Annotated in this window: 29 protein-coding genes; 14 read left to right on the top strand and 15 right to left on the bottom strand. The window is 57.5% G+C overall.

Annotated elements, in window-relative coordinates; all coding sequences use genetic code 11:
- Positions 1–45: 45 nt before the first annotated feature.
- Complete coding sequence (locus RUE5091_RS13350; RefSeq protein ID WP_058282422.1) at positions 46–1341, bottom strand: helix-turn-helix transcriptional regulator; 1296 nt, start codon at positions 1339–1341, stop codon at positions 46–48.
- Positions 1342–1547: 206 nt separating this feature from the next.
- Between RUE5091_RS13350 and RUE5091_RS13345 the strand changes: the two genes are divergently transcribed.
- From RUE5091_RS13345 to aat, 4 genes are all read left to right on the top strand, one after another.
- Complete coding sequence (locus tag RUE5091_RS13345) at positions 1548–2084, top strand: LuxR C-terminal-related transcriptional regulator (protein WP_058282421.1); 537 nt, start codon at positions 1548–1550, stop codon at positions 2082–2084.
- 151 nt (positions 2085–2235) lie between these two features.
- Complete coding sequence (gene accB, locus RUE5091_RS13340; protein ID WP_058282420.1) at positions 2236–2739, top strand: acetyl-CoA carboxylase biotin carboxyl carrier protein; 504 nt, start codon at positions 2236–2238, stop codon at positions 2737–2739.
- Between the two features lie 9 nt (positions 2740–2748).
- Positions 2749–4098 (top strand): acetyl-CoA carboxylase biotin carboxylase subunit, encoded by a 1350-nt coding sequence (accC, locus tag RUE5091_RS13335; protein WP_058282419.1) that lies wholly within the window; start codon positions 2749–2751, stop codon positions 4096–4098.
- Positions 4099–4145: 47 nt separating this feature from the next.
- Positions 4146–4778, top strand: a complete 633-nt coding sequence (aat, locus tag RUE5091_RS13330) for a leucyl/phenylalanyl-tRNA--protein transferase (RefSeq protein WP_058282418.1) — start codon at positions 4146–4148, stop codon at positions 4776–4778.
- On the opposite strand, the gene RUE5091_RS13325 is transcribed toward aat, so the two are convergent.
- The 6 genes from RUE5091_RS13325 to RUE5091_RS13300 all read right to left on the bottom strand — a co-directional run bounded on the left by RUE5091_RS13325 (position 4733) and on the right by RUE5091_RS13300 (position 8482).
- Positions 4733–5101 carry a DUF2155 domain-containing protein gene (locus RUE5091_RS13325; protein ID WP_058282417.1) on the bottom strand — a complete coding sequence of 123 codons (369 nt, stop codon included), beginning with the start codon at positions 5099–5101 and terminating at the stop codon, positions 4733–4735. The genes aat and RUE5091_RS13325 overlap by 46 nt on opposite strands.
- Positions 5098–5550, bottom strand: a complete 453-nt coding sequence (gene mlaD / locus RUE5091_RS13320; RefSeq protein WP_058282416.1) for an outer membrane lipid asymmetry maintenance protein MlaD — start codon at positions 5548–5550, stop codon at positions 5098–5100. Before mlaD ends, RUE5091_RS13325 begins: the two co-directional genes overlap by 4 nt.
- Before the next feature lie 12 nt (positions 5551–5562).
- Complete coding sequence (locus RUE5091_RS13315) at positions 5563–5946, bottom strand: NADH:ubiquinone oxidoreductase subunit NDUFA12 (protein WP_058282415.1); 384 nt, start codon at positions 5944–5946, stop codon at positions 5563–5565.
- A 79-nt stretch (positions 5947–6025) separates the two neighbouring features.
- Positions 6026–6388 (bottom strand): RidA family protein, encoded by a 363-nt coding sequence (locus RUE5091_RS13310; protein ID WP_058282414.1) that lies wholly within the window; start codon positions 6386–6388, stop codon positions 6026–6028.
- Positions 6389–6449: 61 nt separating this feature from the next.
- Positions 6450–7715: an ATP-dependent Clp protease ATP-binding subunit ClpX gene (gene clpX / locus RUE5091_RS13305; RefSeq protein ID WP_058282413.1), complete on the bottom strand. Its 1266-nt coding sequence runs from the start codon at positions 7713–7715 to the stop codon at positions 6450–6452.
- 134 nt (positions 7716–7849) lie between these two features.
- The gene (locus RUE5091_RS13300) at positions 7850–8482 is read right to left on the bottom strand and encodes an ATP-dependent Clp protease proteolytic subunit (protein ID WP_058282412.1); all 633 of its coding nucleotides are present in this window, start codon (positions 8480–8482) and stop codon (positions 7850–7852) included.
- Between the two features lie 312 nt (positions 8483–8794).
- Between RUE5091_RS13300 and RUE5091_RS13295 the strand changes: the two genes are divergently transcribed.
- Complete coding sequence (locus RUE5091_RS13295; protein ID WP_058282411.1) at positions 8795–9136, top strand: ArsR/SmtB family transcription factor; 342 nt, start codon at positions 8795–8797, stop codon at positions 9134–9136.
- A gap of 12 nt (positions 9137–9148) precedes the next feature.
- Here the strand turns inward: RUE5091_RS13295 and RUE5091_RS13290 are convergent, their stop codons facing one another.
- A complete protein-coding gene (locus RUE5091_RS13290) occupies positions 9149–10210 on the bottom strand; it encodes a zinc ABC transporter substrate-binding protein (RefSeq protein WP_058282410.1) in 1062 nt (353 codons plus the stop codon).
- A gap of 93 nt (positions 10211–10303) precedes the next feature.
- Between RUE5091_RS13290 and RUE5091_RS13285 the strand changes: the two genes are divergently transcribed.
- From RUE5091_RS13285 to RUE5091_RS22670, 4 genes are all read left to right on the top strand, one after another.
- Positions 10304–10783 carry a transcriptional repressor gene (locus RUE5091_RS13285; protein ID WP_058282409.1) on the top strand — a complete coding sequence of 160 codons (480 nt, stop codon included), beginning with the start codon at positions 10304–10306 and terminating at the stop codon, positions 10781–10783.
- Positions 10780–11529 carry an ATP-binding cassette domain-containing protein gene (locus RUE5091_RS13280; protein ID WP_058282408.1) on the top strand — a complete coding sequence of 250 codons (750 nt, stop codon included), beginning with the start codon at positions 10780–10782 and terminating at the stop codon, positions 11527–11529. Before RUE5091_RS13285 ends, RUE5091_RS13280 begins: the two co-directional genes overlap by 4 nt.
- On the top strand, positions 11529–12323 hold the full coding sequence (locus RUE5091_RS13275; protein WP_058282407.1) for an iron chelate uptake ABC transporter family permease subunit: 795 nt from the start codon (positions 11529–11531) through the stop codon (positions 12321–12323). Before RUE5091_RS13280 ends, RUE5091_RS13275 begins: the two co-directional genes overlap by 1 nt.
- A 75-nt stretch (positions 12324–12398) precedes the next feature.
- A complete protein-coding gene (locus RUE5091_RS22670) occupies positions 12399–12536 on the top strand; it encodes an entericidin A/B family lipoprotein (protein ID WP_082643663.1) in 138 nt (45 codons plus the stop codon).
- A gap of 1109 nt (positions 12537–13645) precedes the next feature.
- On the opposite strand, the gene RUE5091_RS13265 is transcribed toward RUE5091_RS22670, so the two are convergent.
- From RUE5091_RS13265 to lepA, 6 genes are all read right to left on the bottom strand, one after another.
- A complete protein-coding gene (locus RUE5091_RS13265; RefSeq protein WP_058282405.1) occupies positions 13646–14095 on the bottom strand; it encodes a hypothetical protein in 450 nt (149 codons plus the stop codon).
- A gap of 178 nt (positions 14096–14273) precedes the next feature.
- On the bottom strand, positions 14274–14759 hold the full coding sequence (locus tag RUE5091_RS13260) for a hypothetical protein (protein ID WP_058282404.1): 486 nt from the start codon (positions 14757–14759) through the stop codon (positions 14274–14276).
- 148 nt (positions 14760–14907) lie between these two features.
- Positions 14908–15090, bottom strand: coding sequence for a hypothetical protein (locus RUE5091_RS13255; RefSeq protein WP_058282403.1), 183 nt, complete (start codon positions 15088–15090; stop codon positions 14908–14910).
- A 196-nt stretch (positions 15091–15286) separates the two neighbouring features.
- The gene (locus tag RUE5091_RS13250; protein WP_058282561.1) at positions 15287–15529 is read right to left on the bottom strand and encodes a PA2433 domain-containing protein; all 243 of its coding nucleotides are present in this window, start codon (positions 15527–15529) and stop codon (positions 15287–15289) included.
- A 232-nt stretch (positions 15530–15761) separates the two neighbouring features.
- Positions 15762–16250 (bottom strand): hypothetical protein, encoded by a 489-nt coding sequence (locus RUE5091_RS13245; RefSeq protein WP_058282402.1) that lies wholly within the window; start codon positions 16248–16250, stop codon positions 15762–15764.
- Positions 16243–18042, bottom strand: a complete 1800-nt coding sequence (gene lepA, locus RUE5091_RS13240) for a translation elongation factor 4 (protein ID WP_058282401.1) — start codon at positions 18040–18042, stop codon at positions 16243–16245. The genes RUE5091_RS13245 and lepA overlap by 8 nt, the downstream gene beginning before the upstream one ends.
- A 162-nt stretch (positions 18043–18204) precedes the next feature.
- On the opposite strand from lepA, the gene RUE5091_RS13235 reads away from it, so the two are divergent.
- The 3 genes from RUE5091_RS13235 to RUE5091_RS13225 all read left to right on the top strand — a co-directional run bounded on the left by RUE5091_RS13235 (position 18205) and on the right by RUE5091_RS13225 (position 20624).
- Entirely contained in the window at positions 18205–19305 is a 1101-nt protein-coding gene (locus tag RUE5091_RS13235; RefSeq protein ID WP_058282400.1) for a Hint domain-containing protein, read from the top strand.
- A gap of 2 nt (positions 19306–19307) precedes the next feature.
- Positions 19308–19616, top strand: a complete 309-nt coding sequence (locus RUE5091_RS13230) for a hypothetical protein (RefSeq protein WP_058282399.1) — start codon at positions 19308–19310, stop codon at positions 19614–19616.
- A 66-nt stretch (positions 19617–19682) separates the two neighbouring features.
- The gene (locus tag RUE5091_RS13225) at positions 19683–20624 is read left to right on the top strand and encodes a LysR family transcriptional regulator (protein WP_058282398.1); all 942 of its coding nucleotides are present in this window, start codon (positions 19683–19685) and stop codon (positions 20622–20624) included.
- Here RUE5091_RS13225 and RUE5091_RS13220 read toward each other — a convergent pair.
- Complete coding sequence (locus RUE5091_RS13220) at positions 20621–21064, bottom strand: low molecular weight protein-tyrosine-phosphatase (protein WP_058282397.1); 444 nt, start codon at positions 21062–21064, stop codon at positions 20621–20623. The genes RUE5091_RS13225 and RUE5091_RS13220 overlap by 4 nt on opposite strands.
- Positions 21065–21092: 28 nt before the next feature.
- On the opposite strand from RUE5091_RS13220, the gene RUE5091_RS13215 reads away from it, so the two are divergent.
- Positions 21093–21788, top strand: a complete 696-nt coding sequence (locus RUE5091_RS13215; protein WP_058282560.1) for an NAD-dependent deacylase — start codon at positions 21093–21095, stop codon at positions 21786–21788.
- A gap of 60 nt (positions 21789–21848) precedes the next feature.
- On the top strand, positions 21849–22457 hold the full coding sequence (locus RUE5091_RS13210) for an HdeD family acid-resistance protein (protein ID WP_058282396.1): 609 nt from the start codon (positions 21849–21851) through the stop codon (positions 22455–22457).
- Positions 22458–22531 lie beyond the last annotated feature (74 nt).

Here is a 22531-nt window from a genome sequence, read left to right as displayed (position 1 = left end):
TTGCTGACCCGTCGCCGCCAGCTTACGCGCAGTGTCAGGAAACTGTCAAAAACCTTCGCTCAGAATTGACGGTTCACGCCGCGACGTGCAGTCGCTGTGCGGACAAACCCTGCAACTGGGCCCAACCTGTGCCACGGCCTGCTCATTCTGCGCCACATCTTCGACCGAACGCACCAGCATCACCGAGCGATAAACAGGCCCTTCATCATACCCTGATGCGGATTGCGGCCAAGCATAAGCATAACAATCGAAAACAGCCGCCGCCCGGCCTAGCTGTACGATGCGTTGCCGGATAGGCACCAAAGGTCGGTTCAAGGCCTGAAACAAGGGCCAAAGGGGGCAGGCTTCGCCAAAGCGCGGCATGGCAAAGCCGGGGACAGATTTGCTGAACAGAATGCTGCCGGACGCATCACATACCACCAAGCCCGTCGGACGGCCCAGATACCCTTCCGGCAGGGCCGCCAACCGACGCAGCACTGTCGCAAGATCGACCGAAAACCGGGATGCAAGCTGCAGCGGGTCCAGCGCAGCTTCGGCCAGAGCAGCTTGCACATCCTCCAGCGGCATCGCCCGCGCGTCCGTGCCATAGATTCCGAGAAAATCCTGCGTCAGGGATTTTGCAGCCGCCGAATCCAATTCACTCAGATCAATATCCGCGCCGTCCCCACCCTGTTCAATCTGTGGAAAATGGTGCCCGTTGGCGTCGAAAAACGCCTCGACATCTTCCAACGGCACGCCGCGATGATCACCGGCAGAATCGCTTTCATCCAAATAAGCCACCAACGACTTCGAGCTTTCCGCCAAACGTTCAGCATCCTGATGCAGGTTGCTGTGGAACCGGTCCCGCCATTCAGGTTCGAGTTCCTGCGTATCAGCCAGAATGGCGGCGGTGGACCGAATCGCGGCGGCGGTCGACAGGACCTCGTGCATCGATGCCGCCAGATGGGGGTCATGGGTCAGTCTGTCGGACAGGGTTTCTACCGCGCGCTCCAACGACACCACACGCTGATGCATTTGCGCCAGCACGCCCGCCCATCCGGGAAACCGGCCCGCAAACTCCTCTAACCCGTCCAGTTCAGCCTGCTGACCAACAGCATCAGCCGCGGCCTCGCGCAACGCCGCGATCAAAGTCGCCTCGATCCCCTGCGTCAAAACCGAAGGCTCCACCGCTAATGTGGCCGCAATATCGACCAGCAACTTGCCACCAATCCGGCGGCGGTTGTGTTCGATCAGGTTCAGATAAGACGCAGATATCCCGACCTGCCGCGCCAGTTCAGCCTGACGCATGCCCGCAATCTGGCGTCTTTCCCGAATACGGCTGCCTGTCAGCGTATCGCGCATAGCATCGCCCCCTCCCAAAGCGAAATCATCTGGTTATGTTTCTGAGTAATTTTCAGAACTATTTTTGTATTTCTATTGGTTACATGTCATTTTTCAAAGAGCTTTTACAGCTTTGACAAAGCTGACCACCACGCCAGACGACTGCCAAAACCAAAATCTGCGCGCGGCCCCTTCTCATTTCACTGGAATCCCGGCACGATAGCCGGATGAGTGACCCTGCCTTTGAATATGCGCCAATCGGCTTGGTTGAATTGGAAAACCGGGTGATCCGGCGCTGCAATTTACAGTTTGCCCGCACCTTCGGAGGCGAGGTTGCGGATTATCGCAACATGCCCTTGTTGGATTTGTACCCCTCGGTCGCTGACTGGGAACGGATTGGCGCGCGCAGCCTTCAGGTGATGCGTGATACCGGGTATTACACAGACGAACGGGTCATGCGGCGACGCAACAGTGATTTGTTCTGGTGCCGTGCCCGTGGACGCTCGCTGACACCGGACGACCCGTTCCGCCACGGTATCTGGAGCTTTTCCGACATCTCGGAAGAACGTCCGCTGGTCGAACTCACTGCGCGCGAACGCGAGGTTGCTATCATGTCCTGCCGCGGCCTTTCGGCAAAGGAGATTGGGGTCGAGCTGGGGCTTAGCTATCGCACGATCGAAGCCTACCGCGCCCGCCTGCTTGAGAAATTCGGGGCACGTAAACTACCCGAGTTGGTAGCGAAACTTTCAGGAATGCCGCTGTAACCCCTTCCCCCCCGCGAAAACTTGGGTACAACCCTTATCTGCTAGGCCGAGACTGCACTTTTCATGACAGGGCGCTTGGCTTATAACGCTGCGTAATCAGACCAAAGCCCGCAGGAACAGACGGGCCAAAGGGGAACCGTCGAGGACACTCATGACAGACACCAAACACGAAGCGGATGTGGCATTCATCAAGGCACTGGCCGAATTGCTGCGCGATAACGATCTGACCGAACTGCAGGTCAAACGCGAATATGGCGAAGAAGACAGCCTGAACGTGCGCGTCAGCCGCATGAACCATGTTGCCGCCGCTCCGGTTCAGGTCGCCGTTCCGGCCGCAGCCCCAGCCGCGCCCCTAGCTGCCCCTGCCACCGCGCCTGCAGCAGCCGAAGCGCCCGCAGCGCAAGAAGATCCGGCCAGCCATCCCGGTGCCGTGACCTCGCCTATGGTTGGCACCGTCTACATGCAGCCCGAACCGGGCGCCCCCTCATTCATCTCGGTCGGCGCATCGGTGTCCGAAGGCGATACACTGCTGATCGTCGAAGCGATGAAAACCATGAACCACATCCACGCCCCCAAGTCGGGCACCATCAAGCGTATTCTTGTGGGTGATGGCGACGCTGTGGAATTCGGCACCCCTCTGGTCATCGTTGAGTAAGGCGGGCCCATGTTCGACAAAATCCTGATTGCCAACCGAGGCGAGATCGCCCTGCGCGTTATCCGCGCCGCGCGCGAAATGGGGATTAAGACGGTCGCCGTCCACTCCACCGCCGACAGTGACGCGATGCATGTTCGCATGGCGGACGAATCGGTGTGTATCGGCCCGCCCCCCAGCCCGCAAAGCTATCTGTCGGTGCCCGCGATTATCTCGGCCTGTGAAATCACGGGTGCGCAGGCGATCCACCCTGGCTATGGCTTCCTGTCCGAGAATGCAGAGTTTGTGCAGATTGTCGAAGACCACGGCATCACCTTCATTGGCCCCACCGCGGAACATATCCGCATAATGGGCGACAAGATCACCGCCAAGGACACGATGAAGGAACTGGGTGTTCCTTGCGTTCCCGGTTCTGACGGTGGTGTTCCGACGCTGGCCGACGCCAAGCGTATCGGTGAGGAATTCGGCTATCCCGTCATCATCAAAGCCACCGCGGGTGGCGGTGGACGCGGCATGAAGGTCGCGATGAACGCCGATGAGATGGAAAGCGCCTTCATGACCGCGCGGGCCGAAGGCAAAGCCGCCTTTGGCAATGACGAGGTCTATATCGAGAAATACCTGACCACGCCGCGCCATATCGAAATTCAAGTCTTTGGCGATGGTAAAGGCAAGGCCGTCCATCTGGGCGAACGCGACTGTTCGCTGCAGCGTCGCCACCAAAAAGTGTTCGAAGAGGCCCCCGGCCCCTGCATCACCCCGGAAGAACGCGCCAAAATCGGTAAAGTCTGCGCCGACGCCGTGGCCAAGATCAACTATATCGGCGCGGGCACCATTGAGTTCCTTTACGAAAACGGCGAGTTCTATTTCATCGAAATGAACACCCGTCTTCAGGTGGAACACCCGGTCACCGAAGGCATCTTTGGCGTCGATCTGGTCCGCGAACAAATTCTTGTCGCCGCGGGCGAAGACATGTCGTTCGGTCAGGATGATCTGGAGATCAACGGCCACGCCATCGAGGTTCGGATCAACGCTGAAAAGCTGCCCAACTTCTCGCCCTGCCCGGGTAAGATCACGGCCTATCACGCGCCCGGCGGTCTGGGCGTCCGGATGGACTCAGCGCTTTATGATGGCTACTCGATCCCACCTTATTACGACTCGCTGATTGCCAAGCTGATCGTACAGGGCCGCGACCGGGCCGAGGCGCTGGCCCGTCTGGAGCGTGCGTTGGGCGAGCTGATCGTGGATGGCATCGACACCACTGTGCCCCTCTTCCACGAGCTGCTGCAAGAGCCTGATATTCACAGCGGTACCTACAACATCCACTGGTTGGAGCGTTGGCTGGCCGAGCATATGGCCGATTAACATACTGGGGCGAAGGGTTTTTCCCCTTCGCCCTTCGAGCATTCTGCATGAGTCTTTCCCCGGAACTATTACTGCACGGTTATTCCATCGGCATTTTCCCGATGGCCGAACACCGCGATGCCGCCGAGCTGTTCTGGGTCGATCCCAAGTTTCGTGGCATCTTTCCATTGGATGGGTTCCACGTCTCGCGCAGCTTGGCGCGCCGAATCCGAAATTGCGGATTCACTGTCACCATAGATCAGGACTTTAACGGGGTGGTCGACGGCTGTGCAGACCGCGCCGACACCTGGATCAACTCTGAACTGCGTGAGCTGTACCTGCAAATCCACCAAACTGGCTTTGCACATTCTCTGGAGATTTGGGACAAGGACCAATTGGTTGGAGGTGTTTACGGCGTCACATTAGGAGCTGCGTTCTTTGGGGAAAGCATGTTCTCGCGCCGGACAGATGCGTCCAAAATCGCGCTGGCCTATTTGGTGGATCGACTGCGCCAGACCGAGTTTCGACTATTCGACACCCAGTTTCTGACCGCACATTTGGCGTCTTTGGGCGCGATCGAAATTCCGCGCGCGCAATACCGACAGGAATTGGACGAGGCCCTGAACGCCAGTGCGGATTTCACCGCCCCCTTGGATCAGTCGCCCGAGGGTGTGATACAGCGGATCACCCAGACGTCATAGCGTGAATGATCCAGCGCGTTCAATGCCGGAGACGTTGCAATCATCCAGCCGTCAAACAACTGATCCGACTTGCCCTTTTCCCAGATTGTCAGATAGGCAAACGCATCACCGGTCGGGTTTTCGGCAGGATAACGGCAATCTGCCAGTGCGACATCCAGACCAAAAATTTCTCCGGCCTGACCGTTTTGCATTTCGACATCGACAGTTTGGCCATTGACTTTGTCCAAGCCTCGAAGGATCGCCCCGGGACCAGACTGAACCTTTTGCTGCGCCATTGCTCCCGTGGCCACCAGCAGAGCCGCGATTAGCAGGAAACTCCTCATTCGCCGCCATCCCCGGCTACGAATTTGACCAGCAACGAGATCAGGCTGACCGCGCCTTGGGTATCTTCGACCTGATCACCCGGTTCGAAATAGAATGGCGAACCACCGGGCATAACCTCAACAAAATTGCCCCCCAAAAGCCCTTCGGAAGAGATCACGATGGCGCTGTCATCGGGCACCAGAATGCCGTCCCGGATCGTAAAGGTTGTGTCCGCGCGATAGGTGTCAGCGTTCAGAGTAACGCCCGTCACAGTGCCGATCTTAACCCCGGCCAGACGCACATCTGTGCCCACTCCGACACCTTCCAGCGACCGGAAGGAGGCCTCCAGCTGATAACCTTCACCGCCTTGCGACAGACCGGTGGACTGGCTCGCATAGACGCCAAAGGCAACGGCGCAGGCCAGCACGGCTCCACCGACAAGAACTTCGGTCACGTTATAAGTCGACATTGCTCGCCTCGTTTATTCCGGGCTCCAGGCCTCGTAATCCGTGCGCTCGACCGGGTCTTGTCGGCGCAGAGACCCCGCGGGTGTATATGCCAGCGCGGTGCCCGTCAGGTTCTCTTGATGGGGTTTTTCCCAGGATTTGTGCTGTAATGGCTTGTCGGTTGGCGGCTCATCCCAGGTGCGGTGCAACCAGCCGTGCCAATCGGGGTCGATCCGGCTGGCCTCGGCCTCACCGTTGAAAATCACCCAGCGTTTGCTGTCGTCGGCGTTCTGATAAAACACATTGCCTTCGTCATCCTCACCGACCTTGACGCCCTTGCGCGCGGTGTAGATCTGCGTGTTCAGAGTGGCCCCGTTCCACCAGGTTACGGCCCGCAATAGCGTGTTCAGGATTCCCATCGGCTGCCTCCGGTATTTCTGTCCCCGCAGATATGGACCAAAGGCACGCCAAGGTCCAGTGTCACTAGGACTGCGCTCACTATTCCGGCAAATAAGCCGTTACTTCGATCTCGATCCGGAATTTCGGGTCAATCAAACCGCATTCGATCATGGATGTGGCCGGGGGATTATCTCCGAAATACTCTCTCAAAATCGGCCAGCAGGGTTCAAATTCCGCACGATCCGGCAGCATGTAAGTTACGCGAACAACATCAGCAAAACTGGCCCCAGCCTCGGTCAGGGCATTTTCGATTGTGAACAGTGCTGAACGGCATTGTTGGGTCACGTCATCGCCCTGCCCGACCGTTCCGGCAACATGCACCCAACCCCCGGCCACCACCGCACGGCAATAGCCTATTTTGGCCTCAAATTCTCCGCCCGAAGAGATACGCTTGATCGTCATAAAACCCCCACAAAAAAACGGCGCGGTCCAAGCCGCGCCGTGTTTGTAAATCGCTTTGAGTCTATCCGGCCGAGGCCGATTCCGCCGCATCCGCGTAGATGATCAACGGCTGCTTGTCGGACGACACCGCCTCTTCATTGACCACAACCTCGGTCACGTTTTTCATGCCGGGCAATTCGAACATCGTATCCAACAAGATATCTTCGAGGATCGAGCGCAGCCCGCGCGCACCGGTCTTGCGTTCGATGGCCTTCTTGGCGATTGATTTCAGCGCATCATCAGTAAAGGCCAGTTCGGCATCTTCCAGTTCGAACAGGCGCTGGTATTGCTTGACCAAAGCGTTCTTAGGCTTTGTCAGGATGGTGACCAGCGCGTCCTCATCCAGATCTTCCAGCGTCGCCAGAACCGGCAAACGGCCGACAAATTCTGGGATCAGACCGAATTTCAGCAGGTCTTCGGGCTCCAGATCCTTAAAAATCTCGCCCACACCGCGTTCGTCATTGTCCCGCACATCGGCACCAAAGCCCATGGCCGAACCCTTGCCGCGCTGTGCGATGATCTTGTCCAGGCCCGCAAACGCGCCACCGCAGATGAACAGGATGTTTGTGGTGTCCACCTGCAGGAATTCCTGCTGCGGATGTTTGCGACCACCCTGAGGCGGCACACTGGCCACGGTGCCTTCCATCAGCTTCAGCAGCGCCTGCTGAACGCCCTCACCCGACACGTCGCGCGTGATCGAGGGGTTTTCGGATTTGCGCGTGATCTTGTCGACCTCGTCGATATAAACGATGCCGCGCTGCGCGCGTTCGACGTTATATTCGCTGGCTTGCAGCAGCTTGAGAATGATATTCTCGACGTCCTCGCCCACATAACCGGCCTCGGTCAGTGTGGTGGCATCCGCCATAGTGAACGGCACATCCAGAATCCGCGCCAGCGTCTGCGCCAGCAAGGTCTTGCCGCAACCGGTCGGGCCGATCAGCAGAATGTTGGATTTCGCCAGTTCGATATCGCTGCCCGCTTTTTGGGCATGATTCAAACGCTTGTAGTGGTTGTGAACCGCAACCGACAGAACGCGTTTGGCCGTGGCCTGACCGATCACATAATCGTCCAGAACTTCGCAGATATCTTTCGGCGTCGGCACCCCATCTGAGGATTTCAGCCCGCTGGCCTTGGTTTCCTCGCGGATGATGTCCATGCACAGTTCGACGCATTCATCGCAGATAAATACGGTCGGCCCAGCAATCAGCTTGCGCACCTCATGCTGGCTCTTGCCGCAGAAGCTGCAGTAGAGCGTGTTCTTGCCGTCACCGCCTGAATTCGTCGCCATGTTCTACCTTTCGGGCTTCGTCCCTGCGGCCCGTCCGGAACCGCGCTTGCCACCTGTTGGTGCAGCTTAGGCCAGCACCGAGACGGCTACAATCTCAAAATGCGCCTCCGCACCACCGGTACAGAGGCTTAAACTCAGGCCTCGTCGCCGTCCATTTTGGCGCGGTTTTCGACGATTTCGTCGATATGACCCCAATCCTTCGCCTCTTCCGGGCTCATGAAATTGTCACGATCAAGCGCTTTTTCAACCGCCTTTTTGGTCTGGCCGGTATGACGCACGTATATGTCATAAAGGCGATCCTTCAATTTCTGCGTCTCGGCTGCGTGAATCATGATGTCGCTGGCCTGACCCTGATATCCGCCGCTGGGCTGGTGCACCATGATGCGGCTGTTGGGCAGCGAGAAACGCATTCCCTTTTCACCACCGGCCAGCAAAACCGACCCCATCGAGGCCGCCTGACCGATGACCAATGTTGAACATTTTGGCTTGATGTACTGCATTGTGTCATAAATCGACAAACCGCTGGTCACCACACCGCCAGGCGAGTTGATGTAGATCGAGATCTCTTTGCTGGGGTTTTCAGCCTCAAGGTGAAGCAGCTGGGCCACGACCAGATGGCTCATCCCGTCATGGATCGGACCGTTGATGAAAATGATCCGCTCTTTCAGAAGGCGTGAGAAAATATCGTAGGCGCGTTCGCCACGGCTGGTCTGTTCGACCACCATCGGGACGAGCGTATTCATATAGGTATCAACTGGATCGAACATTCTGAACCTGCCTGCTTTGCTATGGATCGGGACATTACCCGAAGAAACGTTACCCGAGTCTTAGTGTCGCCATCGGGGGGCTGCAAGGGGCACCGGATACTTCGCCCACTATCGCCGTGTTTTGATGTCCAAACGCGCCGTCTTCAAAACCGCCGCCAGAGGGCGACATCAAATTTTGCGGCATTCACATCACATCATTTTGATCCGTGCATATGGAAATACATGATCAAAATAAGTAACCAACCGCATCACGTATGCGAACACACTCAGACCAACACCCGCCCGGTTTACGGGTAGTAAAGGAAACACACGATGGCCCTTCCCCAGCTTTCGCCAGACATGCCCCCCCAGTCGTTTGACAAGATGGTTACCAATGCGGCGCGCGCGTCAAATTTCCTAAAAGCCATCAGCCATGAGGGGCGATTGATGATCCTATGTCACTTGGTTTCTGGCGAAAAATCTGTGACCGAGTTGGAAGAGCTTCTATCCGCCCGTCAGGCCGCCGTATCCCAGCAATTGTCCCGTCTGCGCCTGGAAGGCTTGGTAACGCCCCGCCGCGAGGGCAAGGCGATCTATTATCGTCTGGCGGATGACCGCCCGCGTCGCATGCTTGAACTTGTCTACGACATGTTCTGCAACGAGGAAAAAGGCTGAACCGTCAGCCTTTTACGATCCTTGTGCACAGGCCTGATAGCCGTCGACCAATGCGCGCAGCAACCGGGTATACTGATCCGCGCCGGGATTGATGGCCACACCGATCGGGTCCAGTTCGTAGATCGTCGCACCTGTTCGCTCGATTGCGGTTTTCACCAGACGCGTGTCGTATTGCGGCTCCGCGAAGGCACAGACAATTTGATCTTCGGTCACTTTGTTTTGCACGGCGGCAAGACGGGCCGGCCCCGGCGCAGAAGCGTCACCCAGACTGACTGACCCCGAGGTTTCGAGGCCAAAGCGCTTTTCGAAATACTGATAAGCATCATGGAAGGTGATAAAGCGGCGCGCCTGCATGCCATTTAAATCGGCGATCAATTCCGCCTGTAATTCAACCAGCTCTACGTCCGCGGCCTGCGCATTGTCGCGATACTGCTGAGCGTTATCCGGATCAGCGGCGGCCAAAGTTTCAGCGATCACCTGCACCCAAACCCGAGCGTTTTCGGGATCCAGCCAGGCATGGGGATCAATTCCGTCATGGTCGTGACCGTGATCATCATGGCCTGCATGATCTTTTTCAGCATGCTCTTCGTAGTCTGCATGGTCATCGTGCTTGTCTTCGGCATGATCGTCATGATCGACGTGACTGCTATGGTCATCATGGTCGGCATGTTCAGAATGGTCATCATGTTTGGCGTGATCATCGTCGTGATCATGATGATCATCTTCGGCGACATCGCGAAAATCGTGTAAAACCGTTCCGTCCACATCAAGTAAAGTCACAAGCTGCGCATCCCCGGATAATGCACTCAGCGGCTTGACCATCCAGGGCGTCAATTCTTCTCCGACCCAGAACACTACATGCGCGGATTGCAGCGCGCGTGCTTCCGAAGGGCGCATCGCGTGATTGTGTGGCGAAGCAACCGGCGGAATGATCAGATCCGGCTCGCCAACGCCCACCATGACACGCGCGACCAAGGAATGAACTGGGGCAATATCGGTCGCAACAATCGGGGCTTCGGCAGCGACCTGACCAGCCAGACCGGCACCGATCACACATAGGGCGGAACGTAACATGTGAACTCCAAGATGATATGTTATTACATTTTTCAAACGCTTGATAAGCTTGGTGTTATAACATATCAAGACCAAAATACCCGGAGCGCCCTCATGAGCACAGTTGGATTCAGACAGCACGACCATACGCATTGCGTTCATACCGCTCTGGCCCAGGCCGAAGCCAAGTGCAAAACGCGACGCTTGCAATTCACCCCGGTCAGACGTCGAGTGCTTGAGATTCTTCTGGAAAAACATAGGGCAATGGGGGCTTACGATATCCTCGGTATTCTGTCCGCCGAAGGGTTGGGCTCGCAACCGCCTGTGGCGTACCGTGCGCTGGACTTTTTGGTACAGAACGGGTTCGTTCACCGTATCGAGCAGCTGAATGCCTATGCCGCCTGCGCCCACCCGACCCACGATCACGTCCCGGCCTTCTTGATCTGCCGCTCCTGCAAGGCAGTTGCCGAAACCGAGACCGAGTTGACTCAGGGACGATTGGGTGCTGCGGCAAGTACGTCGGGTTTTCAGATCGAGCGGGTGGTAGTCGAAGCCGAAGGCCTGTGCCCCGAATGTGTTGGGGAACTACCATGACGAAAACGCTGATTTCGCTGAAAGATATGTCCATTCGCGTGGATGGAAGAACCATTCTTGAACATGTGAACGCCTCGGTTTCCGAAGGTGAGATTGTCACCATTGTCGGACCTAACGGATCGGGAAAATCCACCCTTCTGCGCGCAATGATCGGCGCTGTGTCCCCTGCCCAAGGCACTGTAAAGCGCGCGACGGGTCTGCGCATCGGCTACGTACCGCAGAAACTGGCGCTGGATGCAGCCTTGCCAATGACAGTACAGCGATTTCTGGGCCTTCCCAAACGCATCCCCGCCCGCGATGCCGTCAAAGCGCTGGACATTGCCGGGGTCCCAGACCTGCGCGAAAGGCAGATGACAAAACTATCCGGCGGGCAGTTTCAGCGTGTGCTGCTGGCGCGCGCGCTATTGGAAAGCCCGCAGCTTTTGTTGTTGGACGAGGCGACCCAAGGGCTTGATCAGCCCGGAGCGGCAGCTTTTTACGAGCGGATTGAGCAGGTTCGTCGCGATCTGGGCTGTGCGATCGTGATGGTCAGCCATGATTTGCATGTGGTCATGGCGGCCTCGGACCGTGTGCTGTGCCTGAACGGTCATATCTGCTGCGAAGGCTCGCCCAACACCGTTGCTGACGCGCCGGAATACCGGGCTTTGTTCGGCAGCGGCACCAAGGGCACTATGGCCCTATACCAACACAGGCACAGTCATTCCCATCATCACGATCACCATCACGCGCAGGACAAGACCCACTGATGCTGGACGATTTTATGGTTCGCGCTGCCCTGGCGGGGGTCGGCGTTGCGATTGCCGCGGCCCCTCTGGGATGTTTCGTAGTCTGGCGTCGCATGGCCTATCTGGGCGAGGCAACTGCCCACGCAGCAGTTCTGGGTGTTGCGCTTGCATTGGCCTTTTCGCTGCCCTTCCTGCCTGCCATTGTCGCTGCGGCTCTGGCAATGGGCCTGACCGTGACACTGTTGCGTGGCAAGGGTTTTGCAATGGACACTTTGCTGGGTGTCATCGCCCACACCGCCCTGGCTGCAGGACTGGTAACCGTGTCCCTGCTGGCGGATGTCAGGTTGGACCTGAATGCCTTTCTGTTCGGCGACATCCTTGCCGTCACCAAAAGCGATCTGGCGACCATCTGGATCGGAGGTGCGTTGATCCTGGGCCTGATGACCTGGAGATGGTCCGCCCTGTTGGTGGCCACTTTGAACCCAGACCTCGCCTATGCGTCAGGAATCGACCCCAAAAGGGAAGAGATGTGGTTGACCCTTGCCATGGCTCTGGTCGTCGCGGTTGCTATCAAGGTAGTTGGTGTTCTGTTGATCGCCGCTTTGCTGGTAATCCCGGCAGCAGGTGCACGGTCGTTGGTCAAAACACCCGAGGCCATGGCGTATTGTGCGGCGGTCATCGGAACTCTGGCCGCATTGGGCGGGCTGTGGGGTGCCTATCTGGCCGACACGCCGGCCGGGCCCAGCATCGTTTGCGCAGCCGCCATCTTCTTTGTTGCAACCGCTCTGATTGGCCCCATGATCCGCAAGGATTAGAACGGTCTCCAAAGCTCTGGTTCCGTTCGGGAAAAACTGCTACGCAACATATGACGGACACAAATGGAGACACCGATGACCCGTGCAATTCTGATTGGGCTGGCCCTGTTCACCCTCACCGCCTGCGAAACCGCAAAGGGCGCTGGCAAAGACATTGAAAAGGCCGGTGACGCGATTCAGGGCGCGGCCACAGATGTTCAGGAGAACCTGTAGAACACCCCATTTATTGCCTATCTTACGCACAAACCCCAACATATAGTTGAATCCAATGTTGATCCAAAGTAAGCTCTGGTTCACAGGTGCATAGACGCGGCATTGCATTTCTGACAACCCGACGGGGTTCTTGTGTGCGCACAAGAACCCCGTTCCCTTTTTGACAAGGGATAGAGTGGCAGCCTGTTTCAAATCAATGTCCGGCAAAAGGAAAAGGCGTCAGGTGCGCAGACGCGGTCCATGCATGCATCCTTGCGGATACTCCTGACGCCTTGCCGGGTCGGCACGTCCGAGGAACGCCCCGAGCCAGTTGCCTTAGCCCAGTAAAGGACCAAAGCCGCCATGCAGCGCCTTACGGCTCACACGGCATGCGCCGACCTTCTGAGAGAGCGATTATCTGATCTGAATACGGCATCCACATCAGCCAATCGCCCACCGGTAAGCCATTGCAGTGAAGTTAAATCCTAAAATCTAGCCTCATCGCTCTGACCCCCTGGTCTTTGCGCCCCACCCTGGCTCCTAAGAACCGTTGCGGTAAACAAACTGTTACATCCGGGCTCGTTTCGGACAAGAAAATAGCACTGCAGCATGAAAAATAAACGGGGATAAGATGTTGATATCTGCCGGGAAAATTATGTGGATAACTCTGGAAAATACGAAGACGCACAGACTTGAAGATGGAAAAGTTAAAACAGTCGATAGCAACTCATTTTCATCATCTTTCTGCACCCGCAAAGGCTTTTCCGCCAAAAAAATGAAGAAATCAGCGGTATATTTTGACCGGAGGACGCAGATTATCAGGAATCGCTGCCCGAATCTGGCAGGGCGCATTAGGCGGAGTATGGGTCGGGCGTCCATGCCCTTGTTCTGCGACATCGCGCTGAAGGATCGCGAAGTACGGGTAGTCTGTACCGGGGAACGCCGCATTTCAGTACCGACCAATCCGGACCCTGTCGCAGGCAGCGCAAACACCGCCCGACCCCTCCCCTCCCAGTGGAGACCATGGTTCCGCTTCATGAGAAACGCTCCGACCCGACCGGGATTACCTTCCAAGTGCCGCGACAAATCGCAGCCAGTACCCCCTACAGACCGATCGGGCCGGAGACGTTTCAGTTCACCTGACGTTCCAGAACGGTGCTGTATGTCGTTCCGTTACGCAGGCTACGGAAATCCGCATAGATCTTTCCGTCTTCAAACCGGGCATCGATCAACGCATTCGTACCAATGACCAGCGGTGAAGTCTCAACGATCCCGATATTCCCCGAACCATCCAGACTAATGGTGCCGGTGGCCTCGTACTCGTTCCACTCGGTATCACCGTCGCGCCGCCATTTGCTGGGGCCCCAAAAGACGTTTTCCTCCTGGATCTGAATATCCAGCATCCATTCCGCCTGATTGAACCGCGGCTCTTCACCGCGTTGGACATGAGACGGGGAAACAGTTGTGTACGAGCCCAACCAGGTGCCGCGCAGATCAGGCGCAGTGTCGGCCAGCGCGGCCGTTCCAAGAGTGAGGGTCGTGGCCAAAGCGGCTGCTCCGGCAGTCATGTATCTGGTCATAGGCTCTCTCCTTCTGTCGGGCCGATGCTGGCCTGCTCAACAGATTGGGAGTGCACGATCCAGTTACAACTTACCTTAGGGAAGCTTCATAAATGGTTCATGGAACCCTCAGACAACAACAGCGAACGGGGGCGCATCAATCCACGCACCCCCGCCTTAAATTATTGTGAAAACTAATCTATTCGATCGTGAAACTGCCAGAGATCGTATTCACGAATTTCTTGGTATCAGGATCAGTCAGCGACGAAAACGTCCCGCCCCCAGTGGCGCTGGCCCAATTGCCTGACCCGCCCGAGACTGTCCATTCTCCCGTCAAAGCCCCATCCGCTCCAAGGCCAGTTGCCGTCCAGGTCATCACCGCCTTTTCGCCTGATGTGGTGTCAAACACGCAATTCCCGGTGCCTGAGACCGCAGCGCCATTGACCAGAACAGCACCGAAACACGTGCCCGTTGCCCCCTCCAGAGGGTGCCCGGCGGCGACTTCGAAACTGTCATAGTCGGTCTGCGTTTTGACCACGGCGTTCCCGTCCGAAATGCCATAGACCTGGTTCGCATTCACCCCCGTGCCCTTGGCTGCGGCGTCATAGGTCTCGGCCTGAGCCAAGCCTACAGACAAGCCGAGGGTCAGAACTGTGGCTGCGGTCGCCGTTAAGAATTTGTGCATAATAACCTCTCATTTCTGAGGGTCAGGCGTTGCAGGCACCCGAAGAATATAGCCGCCCAAACGCGGTCCCCCGCGGACACAATAACAGATTGCGATGTGAGCGTCTAAATCAGGCCCTGCGTCTTTTTTAACGACCGCAGGGTAAGGGTCAGCCTTCGAGTTTCCGCGCCACCAGATACGAGACCGGGAACGCCGCCACAAACCCAACGACAGCGGCGATCAGGATGGTTGTCCACGATGATGCGTACCCCATGGCCAGAACCGCAACCACAGCGGACCCGGCGAAGGTGGAACTAAGGAAGATGTGAAGGATCAGCGTCAGGGGCGACATAGAGGCCTCTTTTTTGCCAGTGTGTTTTCGTGGAGACTAGAATCGAGACCAAGAGTGGTCCTTGATCTGGGTCAGAATGTACGGTGATCCGAGGTGCAATATCGACGGTCGATCAACAGCGCTAAGGGCCGCGAGCGATCCGAGGGGAGGCGCAAACGCGCCGCCCGTTTACCAAACCGGGTTCGGTAATATTGTGTCAGTTCAGGCCAAGCAGTTCCTTAGCCTGGGCCAGAGTTGCAACCGAGGCATCATGATCGCCCGCATCGTGCAGCGCGGCACCCTCGTCGCGCCATGTTTCGACCTTTGCGATCTGTTCATCAGACAGCTCAGGACCCGCAGCCAGAGCCGCATCAATGGCGGCAATGTCGGCGGGGCATTGCCCGGCAAAGGCGGGCGCGGCGAGCAGGCAGAAGGCAGCGGCCAGAGGCAGATGTTTCATTGATTCATCCTCCCGTTTTTTTTGGTGTGCTGAGAATACCATGAAACGGGTCAGGCCCGGAGGGCGTCAGCATCCGATGCAGCGGATCGGCGAGGGATGGCTGAGCGGCTTCGGTCGCTCTCCCACCCCACTGTGTGGGTACGCAGTTGGCTACGCCAACCGCTTCCACCCACCGCCACCAGAATGGATAGGCCTAGCATCCATTCTTGAATGATGAAACAATCGCTCCCTGCTAGCCGGAAGCCCACCTCGCTGTCTCAAAATCTGTAGACACCGAGTACTTTGCAACTACCCAACGCTCCCTGTAATAGAAGGCGCTCCAAGCAACGAACACTCCGTCTCCAGAAACCGCTTCAAAAAAGATGATCTCGTTTCTCATCTTGGGTGACTTTTGTTCTGACAAAAGTGTCGAGCAAGCACCGAACCCTGATGGAAACGCATCTTTCATTGCTTGTGAAATACTTTCAGTTTCCGTTGGTTCCTTGGGACTAAACTCGTCGGTCAACTCGAAGAAGTTAACATAGTCGCCTTGGGCAAACACCGACTTCATTTGTTCGAGTTTGTGAAAGGGGTCGCCTAAAGGCTCACACACTGTCTGAGCAATCGCATAACCATCGCTTAAGTTGGCAACTGCAAACACAAAAGAGATCGCGAATGAAGCTACGAACCGCCGCAATTTACCTGGACCAAATCTGATTGTCTCAAGGCAATTGTCAACCATCCATCTTCAACGCAGAAATAAACGCCTCCTGCGGAATGTCGACCTTTCCGAACTGGCGCATCTTCTTTTTACCTGCCTTCTGCTTGTCCAGCAGTTTGCGCTTCCGCGTGGCGTCGCCTCCGTAGCATTTGGCGGTAACGTCCTTGCGTAGGGCGGACAGGGTCTCGCGGGCGATAACCTTGCCTCCGATGGCGGCCTGGATCGGGATTTTGAACATGTGGCGCGGGATCAGGTCTTTGAGCTTTTCGCACATCGCCCGGCCCCGCATCTCGGCCCGGTCGCGGTGAACCATGGTCGACAGCGCATCGACGGGCTCGTCATTCACCAGCACCGACATCTTGACCAGATTGTCCTCGGTATAGCCGGTCATCTGATAGTCAAACGAGGCATAGCCCTTGGTCACCGATTTCAGGCGGTCGTAGAAGTCAAAGACGACCTCGTTCAGCGGCAGGTCATAGACGACCATGGCGCGGCTGCCCGCATAGGTCAGGTCCAGCTGGATGCCGCGGCGGTCCTGACACAGTTTCAGCACGTCGCCGAGATATTCGTCGGGCACTAGAATGGTCGCCTTGATGCGCGGTTCCTCGATATGATCGACCTTCGACGGGTCGGGCATGTCGGCGGGGTTGTGCAGTTCGATCATCTCGCCGTCTTTCATGTAGACGTTGTAGATCACCGAAGGCGCGGTGGTGATCAGCTCGATATCATATTCGCGTTCGATGCGGTCGCGGATGACCTCAAGGTGCAGAAGGCCCAGGAAACCGCAGCGGAAGCCAAAGCCCAGCGCGGCAGAGGTTTCCATTTCAAAACTGAAGCTGGCGTCATTCAGCGCCAGTTTGTCGATCGCGTCGCGCAGATCTTCGAATTCGGAACTGTCGACGGGGAAGAGGCCGCAGAACACCACCGGCTGCGCGGGTTTGAAGCCCGTCAGCGCCTCTTCAGTGCCGTTGCGGTCATTGGTGATCGTGTCGCCGACGCGGGTGTCGCGGACCTGTTTGATCGAGGCGGTGAGAAAGCCGATCTCACCGGGGCCCAAGGAGTCGACCATCTCCATCTCGGGGCGGAAAACGCCGACGCGGTCGACGTGGTGCAGGGTGTTGTTCGACATGAACTTGATCCGCATCCCCTTTTTCAGCGTGCCGTCCATGATGCGGACCAGAACGATGACGCCGAGATAGGCGTCGTACCACGAATCCACCAGCATTGCCTTGAGCGGTGCGTCCAGATTGCCCAGCGGGGCTGGTAGTTGCTTCACGATTGCTTCCAGCGTCTCGTGGATGCCCTGCCCCGTCTTGGCGCTGACCTGAATGGCGTCGGTCGCGTCGATACCGATAACATCCTCGATCTGTTCGGCCACGCGGTCACAGTCGGACGCAGGCAGGTCGATCTTGTTCAGCACCGGCACGATCTCATGATCGGCGTCGATGGCCTGATAGACATTCGCCAGCGTCTGCGCCTCGACCCCTTGGGTCGAGTCCACCACCAGCAGAGAGCCCTCGACCGCGCGCATGGACCGAGAGACCTCATAGGCAAAGTCTACGTGGCCGGGAGTGTCGATTAGGTTCAGCACGTATTTCTCGCCATTGTCGGCGGTATAGTCGATGCGAACCGTGTTGGCCTTTATGGTGATGCCGCGCTCGCGCTCGATATCCATGCTGTCGAGCAGCTGTTCTTTCATGTCGCGATCCTTGACCGTTCCGGTCTCTTGGATGAGCCGGTCAGCAAGTGTGGATTTGCCATGGTCGATGTGCGCGACGATGGAGAAATTGCGGATATGAGCGAGGTCTGTCATGAGTTGGGGATATGTCCGGAGAATGTCCCTTCGTCAAGCCGGGAAGCGCTGTGATCAGATCTCCTGTGTGTCTTATTAAGGACCAAGTTTACCGTTATTTGAGGTCTTGCGGCGAATTTGCTAGCAACAGATCAAAACGCCATTGAAAGAGCGGTGTAGCACATGGCCGATTATTCGATATTTGTTCTCGGGGAAAGTCAGCTATCAATTTCGGTGGCGCAGGGGTTGGACGGCCTCACTCAGGGTACAGGTATACACCTGATCGGCGAGACTATTACCATTGACTCGCGCTCGGCAACCGAAGTGTTCATTACCGATGCGGGAAGCGACGCCAACTTTTCCGACAATGACGGCAATCAACGTCTGGACGGCGATCAGACAATTGATGGGGCGTTGTTTGCGGATGGTACGCGGGTTGAAGCCGAATATGGCATCACGCTGACCGATGGTACAAATACCTGGCAAGCTGTCGCGTTCAACGTGAACAATTCGAACCCGTCCTTCGCGACCGTCGAAGGCATCGCCTTTATCGGCGGCCCCGGGGAGTTTCCGCCTGCCGGGGTGGAACTGACTGTGGTGGACACACAGGAAGGACCCAGTTTTGCAGCCGTCGATTATGTCACTCCAATCTGCTATTGCCGCGGAACACTGATACGAACCGACACTGGATACGTGCCGATTGAGGGCCTCAACCCCGGCGACGCCATTTGGACGCAGGACGAAGGGGGCCAACCAGTACGCTGGGTCGGTTCGCAGAGCGTGATTGCGACCGGTCGGTTCAAAATGGTCGAAATCCCCTGCGAAGCCTTGGCGAATTTTGCACCTCTGATGGTGTCCCAACAACACAGGCTACTGATCACTCACCCGATGGCCGAGTTGCATTTTGGCGTACCCGAAGTCTTTGTGCCCGCCCTCAGTCTGGTCGACGCAGGGATCGCCCGGATGTCGGATAAGAAAACAGCCCATTTCTATCACCTGCTGTTGGATCAGCATAATGTGATCGATGCAAACGGAGCGGCCTCAGAAAGCCTTTTGGCGTCCCCTGTGACGAGCAGCAGCGATCTGGATGCCCTATTTTTTCGCGATCTGGCTGGGGTGGCTTCTACAGCCACAAAAACGGCAAGATTGGCGCTTAATAGAAGGGAAGCGGGATTTTTGATGCGGGAAATCTTGTCCATTGATCCGGAGTCCCGTTTGATTCATACTCCCGCGCAGACCGAGAGGGGCACAAGATCCGTCCGGGCAGGCAATAACGAGGCATGAGCATGAAAAAGTTCCTCTTAATCGCATTTTGCGCGACGTCGCTGACGGCGGTGGCTCCGATCGTGGACGCGGCGCAAATTAGACAGGCATGTCTGGCATCAGACCGGTCGGCGGCGACGAGGGCGCGGTGCAGTTGCATTCAGCGCGTGGCCGATCAGGCGCTGACCAACAGTGATCAGAAAACCGTGGCAAAATGGTTCCGCGACCCACATCAGGCCCAAGAGCTGAAGATGTCTCAGACCGCACGCGATGATGCGCTTTGGGATCGGTATCAGAACTTTGGCCAGATGGCGCAGGCGATCTGCAGCTAAGTTACTCTGAAACCTTGACCTGACCTACACTGCGCCTCAGAAAAGGCGCAGCGAAAGGTGTATCAGATGGTAATGAAAGGGCTGACCCTGCGCGGGCTCGAAGTGTTCGAAGCCTTGGCGCGGACGGGATCGGTGGCGCAGGCCGCCGAGATCACGGGGCTCAGCCAGCCCTCGGTGTCGCAGCAATTGCGCAACCTGGAAAACGCTCTTGGCACCGAATTGGTGGATCACGGGCGCCGCCCGATGCGGCTGACGCAAGCAGGGCGCAGCTTTTTGGCGCGGACCGAGGCCGTTTTGGCCGAACTGCAGATGGCCCAAGGCGAGCTGACGGTAATGGATCTGGGGCATCTGACCACCCTCTCCATCGGCCTGATCGACGATTTCGACAACGACCTAACGCCGCGCCTTGCCACACTGCTGGCCGACAGCCTGACGCGCTCACGGTTCAAGCTGATCACCTTGCCAAGCCTGGACCTATTTGCCGAACTTGAGGCGCAGCGCCTGCATCTAGTGGTCTCGGCCCATTCCGGCGAAGTACTTGAGGGCGTGGTCGAATACCCACTGGTGCGCGATCCGTTTATCTTGGTGACGCCCAAAGGCGTCGACAACGCCATGCAGGAACTGCCCTTTCTGCGCTACGCCCGCGAGCAGCTGATAAGCCGCCAGATCGAGTCGCATCTGGCCAGACAACAGCTGGACTACGAGGACCGGTTCGAGATCGGCTCGCATCTTGCCCTGATGGCCATGGTCGCACGCGGGCTGGGCTGGGCGATCACCACACCGCTAGGCTATATGCGGGCGACACGATTTCACGATGCGCTGGCCGTCCACCCCGCCCCGTTCGGAGAGTTCTCGCGCACGATTTCCCTGTTCACCCGCACTGACTGGTCCGATCAGGTTCCGCGAGAAGTTGCAGGCATGATGCGCCGACTGATGCGCAACCAGATCGTCGACCCGGCGTTGGTGCAACTGCCATGGCTGACGGACCGTCTAAAGGTGATGGGCTAGGCCTGCAGATGCGCGTGAAGCCCTTCAACGGCGGCTTCGATCAGATCCAGCGCTCCGTCAAAATCACGGGTATAGTAAGGATCCGGGACATGATCGGCGCCCGTTTCCGGCGCGAAATCGGTTAGCAACCGCACTGCTGTGGTGCTCCCTGAGGGTCTCAACGTCTCGATATTCGCGATATTTTCAGCGTCCATGCCGATGATCAGATCGAACCGATCGAAATCCTCGGCCACGAATTGCCGCGCCCGCAGATCGCTGAGGTCAATTTCGCGTGCCTGTGCTGCTGCCTGCATCGGCCCATAAGGCGGATCGCCAATATGCCAGCCCGAAGTTCCGGCACTGTCGGTGGTGTCATGCGGCGCGCGGGCGCGAAACACGCCTTCGGCGGCGGGGGAACGGCAGATATTGCCCAGACAAACAAAGAGGATACGGTGGGTCATGAGCCAAGGTGTAACGCGCGGGGCAAGGATGGAAAAGATCGTCATACTGACAGGGGCAGGAATTTCTGCCGAAAGCGGGCTGGGGACGTTTCGCGATGAGGGCGGGCTTTGGGCGCAACACCGGATCGAGGACGTCGCCACACCAGAAGGCTTTGCCCGCGATCCTGCTCTGGTTCACCAGTTCTACAACGCCCGGCGCATGCAGGCCGCCAAGGCCCAACCCAATGCCGCGCATACCGCATTGGCTCGACTGCAAAAAGACTTTACCGGCGAGGTAGTGATCGTCACTCAAAACGTCGACAGTCTGCACGAGGCCAGCGGTGCCGAACGCGTCATCCACATGCACGGCACGTTGGCTGGGGCCTTGTGCCGGGCGTGCAATCACCGTTGGGCCTCGCCACCCGAAATGGCAGTGGGCGAGCCGTGTCCCGCCTGTGCAGCGCCAACCGCACGCCCAGACGTGGTCTGGTTTGGTGAGATGCCCTATCACATGGACGCAATCTATGACCATCTGTCCCAGGCGACGTTGTTTGCGGCCATCGGCACCTCGGGTCAGGTCTATCCCGCCGCTGCATTCGTGCACGAAGCCTTGCAATCCGGCGCACGCACGGTCGAACTGAACCTTGAACCCTCAACCGGAGCCTCCAGTTTTGATAAGGTCATTCTCGGCCCCGCAACAGAAACGGTCCCGCGTTGGGTCAATGGCTTTTTTAGTCCCAGATGACAGCAGACATCGGCGGAAATTTTCGTTTATAGTGAAGGCCTAACAAGCCCGGAGAGCATCATGACAGACCCCCAATCACCGCGCGAGGAAATCCTTGAGAATGGCACGTTGGACGGCCGCGATGCTTTGGGCGATCAACTCGCGGGCCTGTGGTGGACTTTCCTGTTGCGCGGCATCTTCGCAGGAGCATTGGGAATCGCGGCGCTGTTCTGGCCGACAGGCAGCATTTCTTTGCTGCTGCGTCTTCTCGGCCTGCTGCTGATCGTCGACGGCGGCCTGACCTTACTCGGCTTCGGTCGGCGTGGGCTGATCGGAGGCGTCGGCGTCGGTGCTCTGCTTATCGGTCTGGTTCTGCTCATTTGGCCCGAAGGCGTCGCACGGCTGACCTTCTTCTTGTTGGGCGCGTGGGCCCTAATCATTGGCGTTGGCTCGTTGATGGCATGGAGGCAAATGTCGGATCAACATCCCGATGCGCCCTCGGTGCGCAATTCCGGGATCATAGCGCTGCTGATCGGATTGGTGCTGATCTTCTGGCCCGGCAGCGGGATGGTGGCGCTGGGGTGGGCGATTGCGTTCGGGGCGCTGGCCTTCTCAGCGGTGATGTTCTGGTTGACCGCCCGGTTCAAACGCGCCCATGACCGGGTGGCAATGCGCACGGTCAATCGCTGACGGCCTCTGTAAACGGAAACAGGCCGGGCAAAGCCCGACCTGACGCATGGATGAAGGCCGCAAAGCGGCTTGAA

The sequence above is a fragment of the Ruegeria denitrificans genome (assembly GCF_001458295.1).
In the GTDB taxonomy this organism is placed as follows: domain Bacteria; phylum Pseudomonadota; class Alphaproteobacteria; order Rhodobacterales; family Rhodobacteraceae; genus Ruegeria; species Ruegeria denitrificans.
This window is presented reverse-complemented; position numbering and strand designations above follow the sequence as displayed.

What these genes read in the sequence shown, in the direction of transcription:
- RUE5091_RS13350 (WP_058282422.1), bottom strand. Translation starts at nt 1,341, where the DNA reads ATGCGCGATACGCTGACAGGCAGCCGTATTCGGGAAAGACGCCAGATT.
- RUE5091_RS13345 (WP_058282421.1), top strand. Translation starts at nt 1,548, where the DNA reads ATGAGTGACCCTGCCTTTGAATATGCGCCAATCGGCTTGGTTGAATTG.
- accB (WP_058282420.1), top strand. Translation starts at nt 2,236, where the DNA reads ATGACAGACACCAAACACGAAGCGGATGTGGCATTCATCAAGGCACTG.
- accC (WP_058282419.1), top strand. Translation starts at nt 2,749, where the DNA reads ATGTTCGACAAAATCCTGATTGCCAACCGAGGCGAGATCGCCCTGCGC.
- aat (WP_058282418.1), top strand. Translation starts at nt 4,146, where the DNA reads ATGAGTCTTTCCCCGGAACTATTACTGCACGGTTATTCCATCGGCATT.
- RUE5091_RS13325 (WP_058282417.1), bottom strand. Translation starts at nt 5,101, where the DNA reads ATGAGGAGTTTCCTGCTAATCGCGGCTCTGCTGGTGGCCACGGGAGCA.
- mlaD (WP_058282416.1), bottom strand. Translation starts at nt 5,550, where the DNA reads ATGTCGACTTATAACGTGACCGAAGTTCTTGTCGGTGGAGCCGTGCTG.
- RUE5091_RS13315 (WP_058282415.1), bottom strand. Translation starts at nt 5,946, where the DNA reads ATGGGAATCCTGAACACGCTATTGCGGGCCGTAACCTGGTGGAACGGG.
- RUE5091_RS13310 (WP_058282414.1), bottom strand. Translation starts at nt 6,388, where the DNA reads ATGACGATCAAGCGTATCTCTTCGGGCGGAGAATTTGAGGCCAAAATA.
- clpX (WP_058282413.1), bottom strand. Translation starts at nt 7,715, where the DNA reads ATGGCGACGAATTCAGGCGGTGACGGCAAGAACACGCTCTACTGCAGC.
- RUE5091_RS13300 (WP_058282412.1), bottom strand. Translation starts at nt 8,482, where the DNA reads ATGTTCGATCCAGTTGATACCTATATGAATACGCTCGTCCCGATGGTG.
- RUE5091_RS13295 (WP_058282411.1), top strand. Translation starts at nt 8,795, where the DNA reads ATGGCCCTTCCCCAGCTTTCGCCAGACATGCCCCCCCAGTCGTTTGAC.
- RUE5091_RS13290 (WP_058282410.1), bottom strand. Translation starts at nt 10,210, where the DNA reads ATGTTACGTTCCGCCCTATGTGTGATCGGTGCCGGTCTGGCTGGTCAG.
- RUE5091_RS13285 (WP_058282409.1), top strand. Translation starts at nt 10,304, where the DNA reads ATGAGCACAGTTGGATTCAGACAGCACGACCATACGCATTGCGTTCAT.
- RUE5091_RS13280 (WP_058282408.1), top strand. Translation starts at nt 10,780, where the DNA reads ATGACGAAAACGCTGATTTCGCTGAAAGATATGTCCATTCGCGTGGAT.
- RUE5091_RS13275 (WP_058282407.1), top strand. Translation starts at nt 11,529, where the DNA reads ATGCTGGACGATTTTATGGTTCGCGCTGCCCTGGCGGGGGTCGGCGTT.
- RUE5091_RS22670 (WP_082643663.1), top strand. Translation starts at nt 12,399, where the DNA reads ATGACCCGTGCAATTCTGATTGGGCTGGCCCTGTTCACCCTCACCGCC.
- RUE5091_RS13265 (WP_058282405.1), bottom strand. Translation starts at nt 14,095, where the DNA reads ATGACCAGATACATGACTGCCGGAGCAGCCGCTTTGGCCACGACCCTC.
- RUE5091_RS13260 (WP_058282404.1), bottom strand. Translation starts at nt 14,759, where the DNA reads ATGCACAAATTCTTAACGGCGACCGCAGCCACAGTTCTGACCCTCGGC.
- RUE5091_RS13255 (WP_058282403.1), bottom strand. Translation starts at nt 15,090, where the DNA reads ATGTCGCCCCTGACGCTGATCCTTCACATCTTCCTTAGTTCCACCTTC.
- RUE5091_RS13250 (WP_058282561.1), bottom strand. Translation starts at nt 15,529, where the DNA reads ATGAAACATCTGCCTCTGGCCGCTGCCTTCTGCCTGCTCGCCGCGCCC.
- RUE5091_RS13245 (WP_058282402.1), bottom strand. Translation starts at nt 16,250, where the DNA reads ATGGTTGACAATTGCCTTGAGACAATCAGATTTGGTCCAGGTAAATTG.
- lepA (WP_058282401.1), bottom strand. Translation starts at nt 18,042, where the DNA reads ATGACAGACCTCGCTCATATCCGCAATTTCTCCATCGTCGCGCACATC.
- RUE5091_RS13235 (WP_058282400.1), top strand. Translation starts at nt 18,205, where the DNA reads ATGGCCGATTATTCGATATTTGTTCTCGGGGAAAGTCAGCTATCAATT.
- RUE5091_RS13230 (WP_058282399.1), top strand. Translation starts at nt 19,308, where the DNA reads ATGAAAAAGTTCCTCTTAATCGCATTTTGCGCGACGTCGCTGACGGCG.
- RUE5091_RS13225 (WP_058282398.1), top strand. Translation starts at nt 19,683, where the DNA reads ATGGTAATGAAAGGGCTGACCCTGCGCGGGCTCGAAGTGTTCGAAGCC.
- RUE5091_RS13220 (WP_058282397.1), bottom strand. Translation starts at nt 21,064, where the DNA reads ATGACCCACCGTATCCTCTTTGTTTGTCTGGGCAATATCTGCCGTTCC.
- RUE5091_RS13215 (WP_058282560.1), top strand. Translation starts at nt 21,093, where the DNA reads ATGGAAAAGATCGTCATACTGACAGGGGCAGGAATTTCTGCCGAAAGC.
- RUE5091_RS13210 (WP_058282396.1), top strand. Translation starts at nt 21,849, where the DNA reads ATGACAGACCCCCAATCACCGCGCGAGGAAATCCTTGAGAATGGCACG.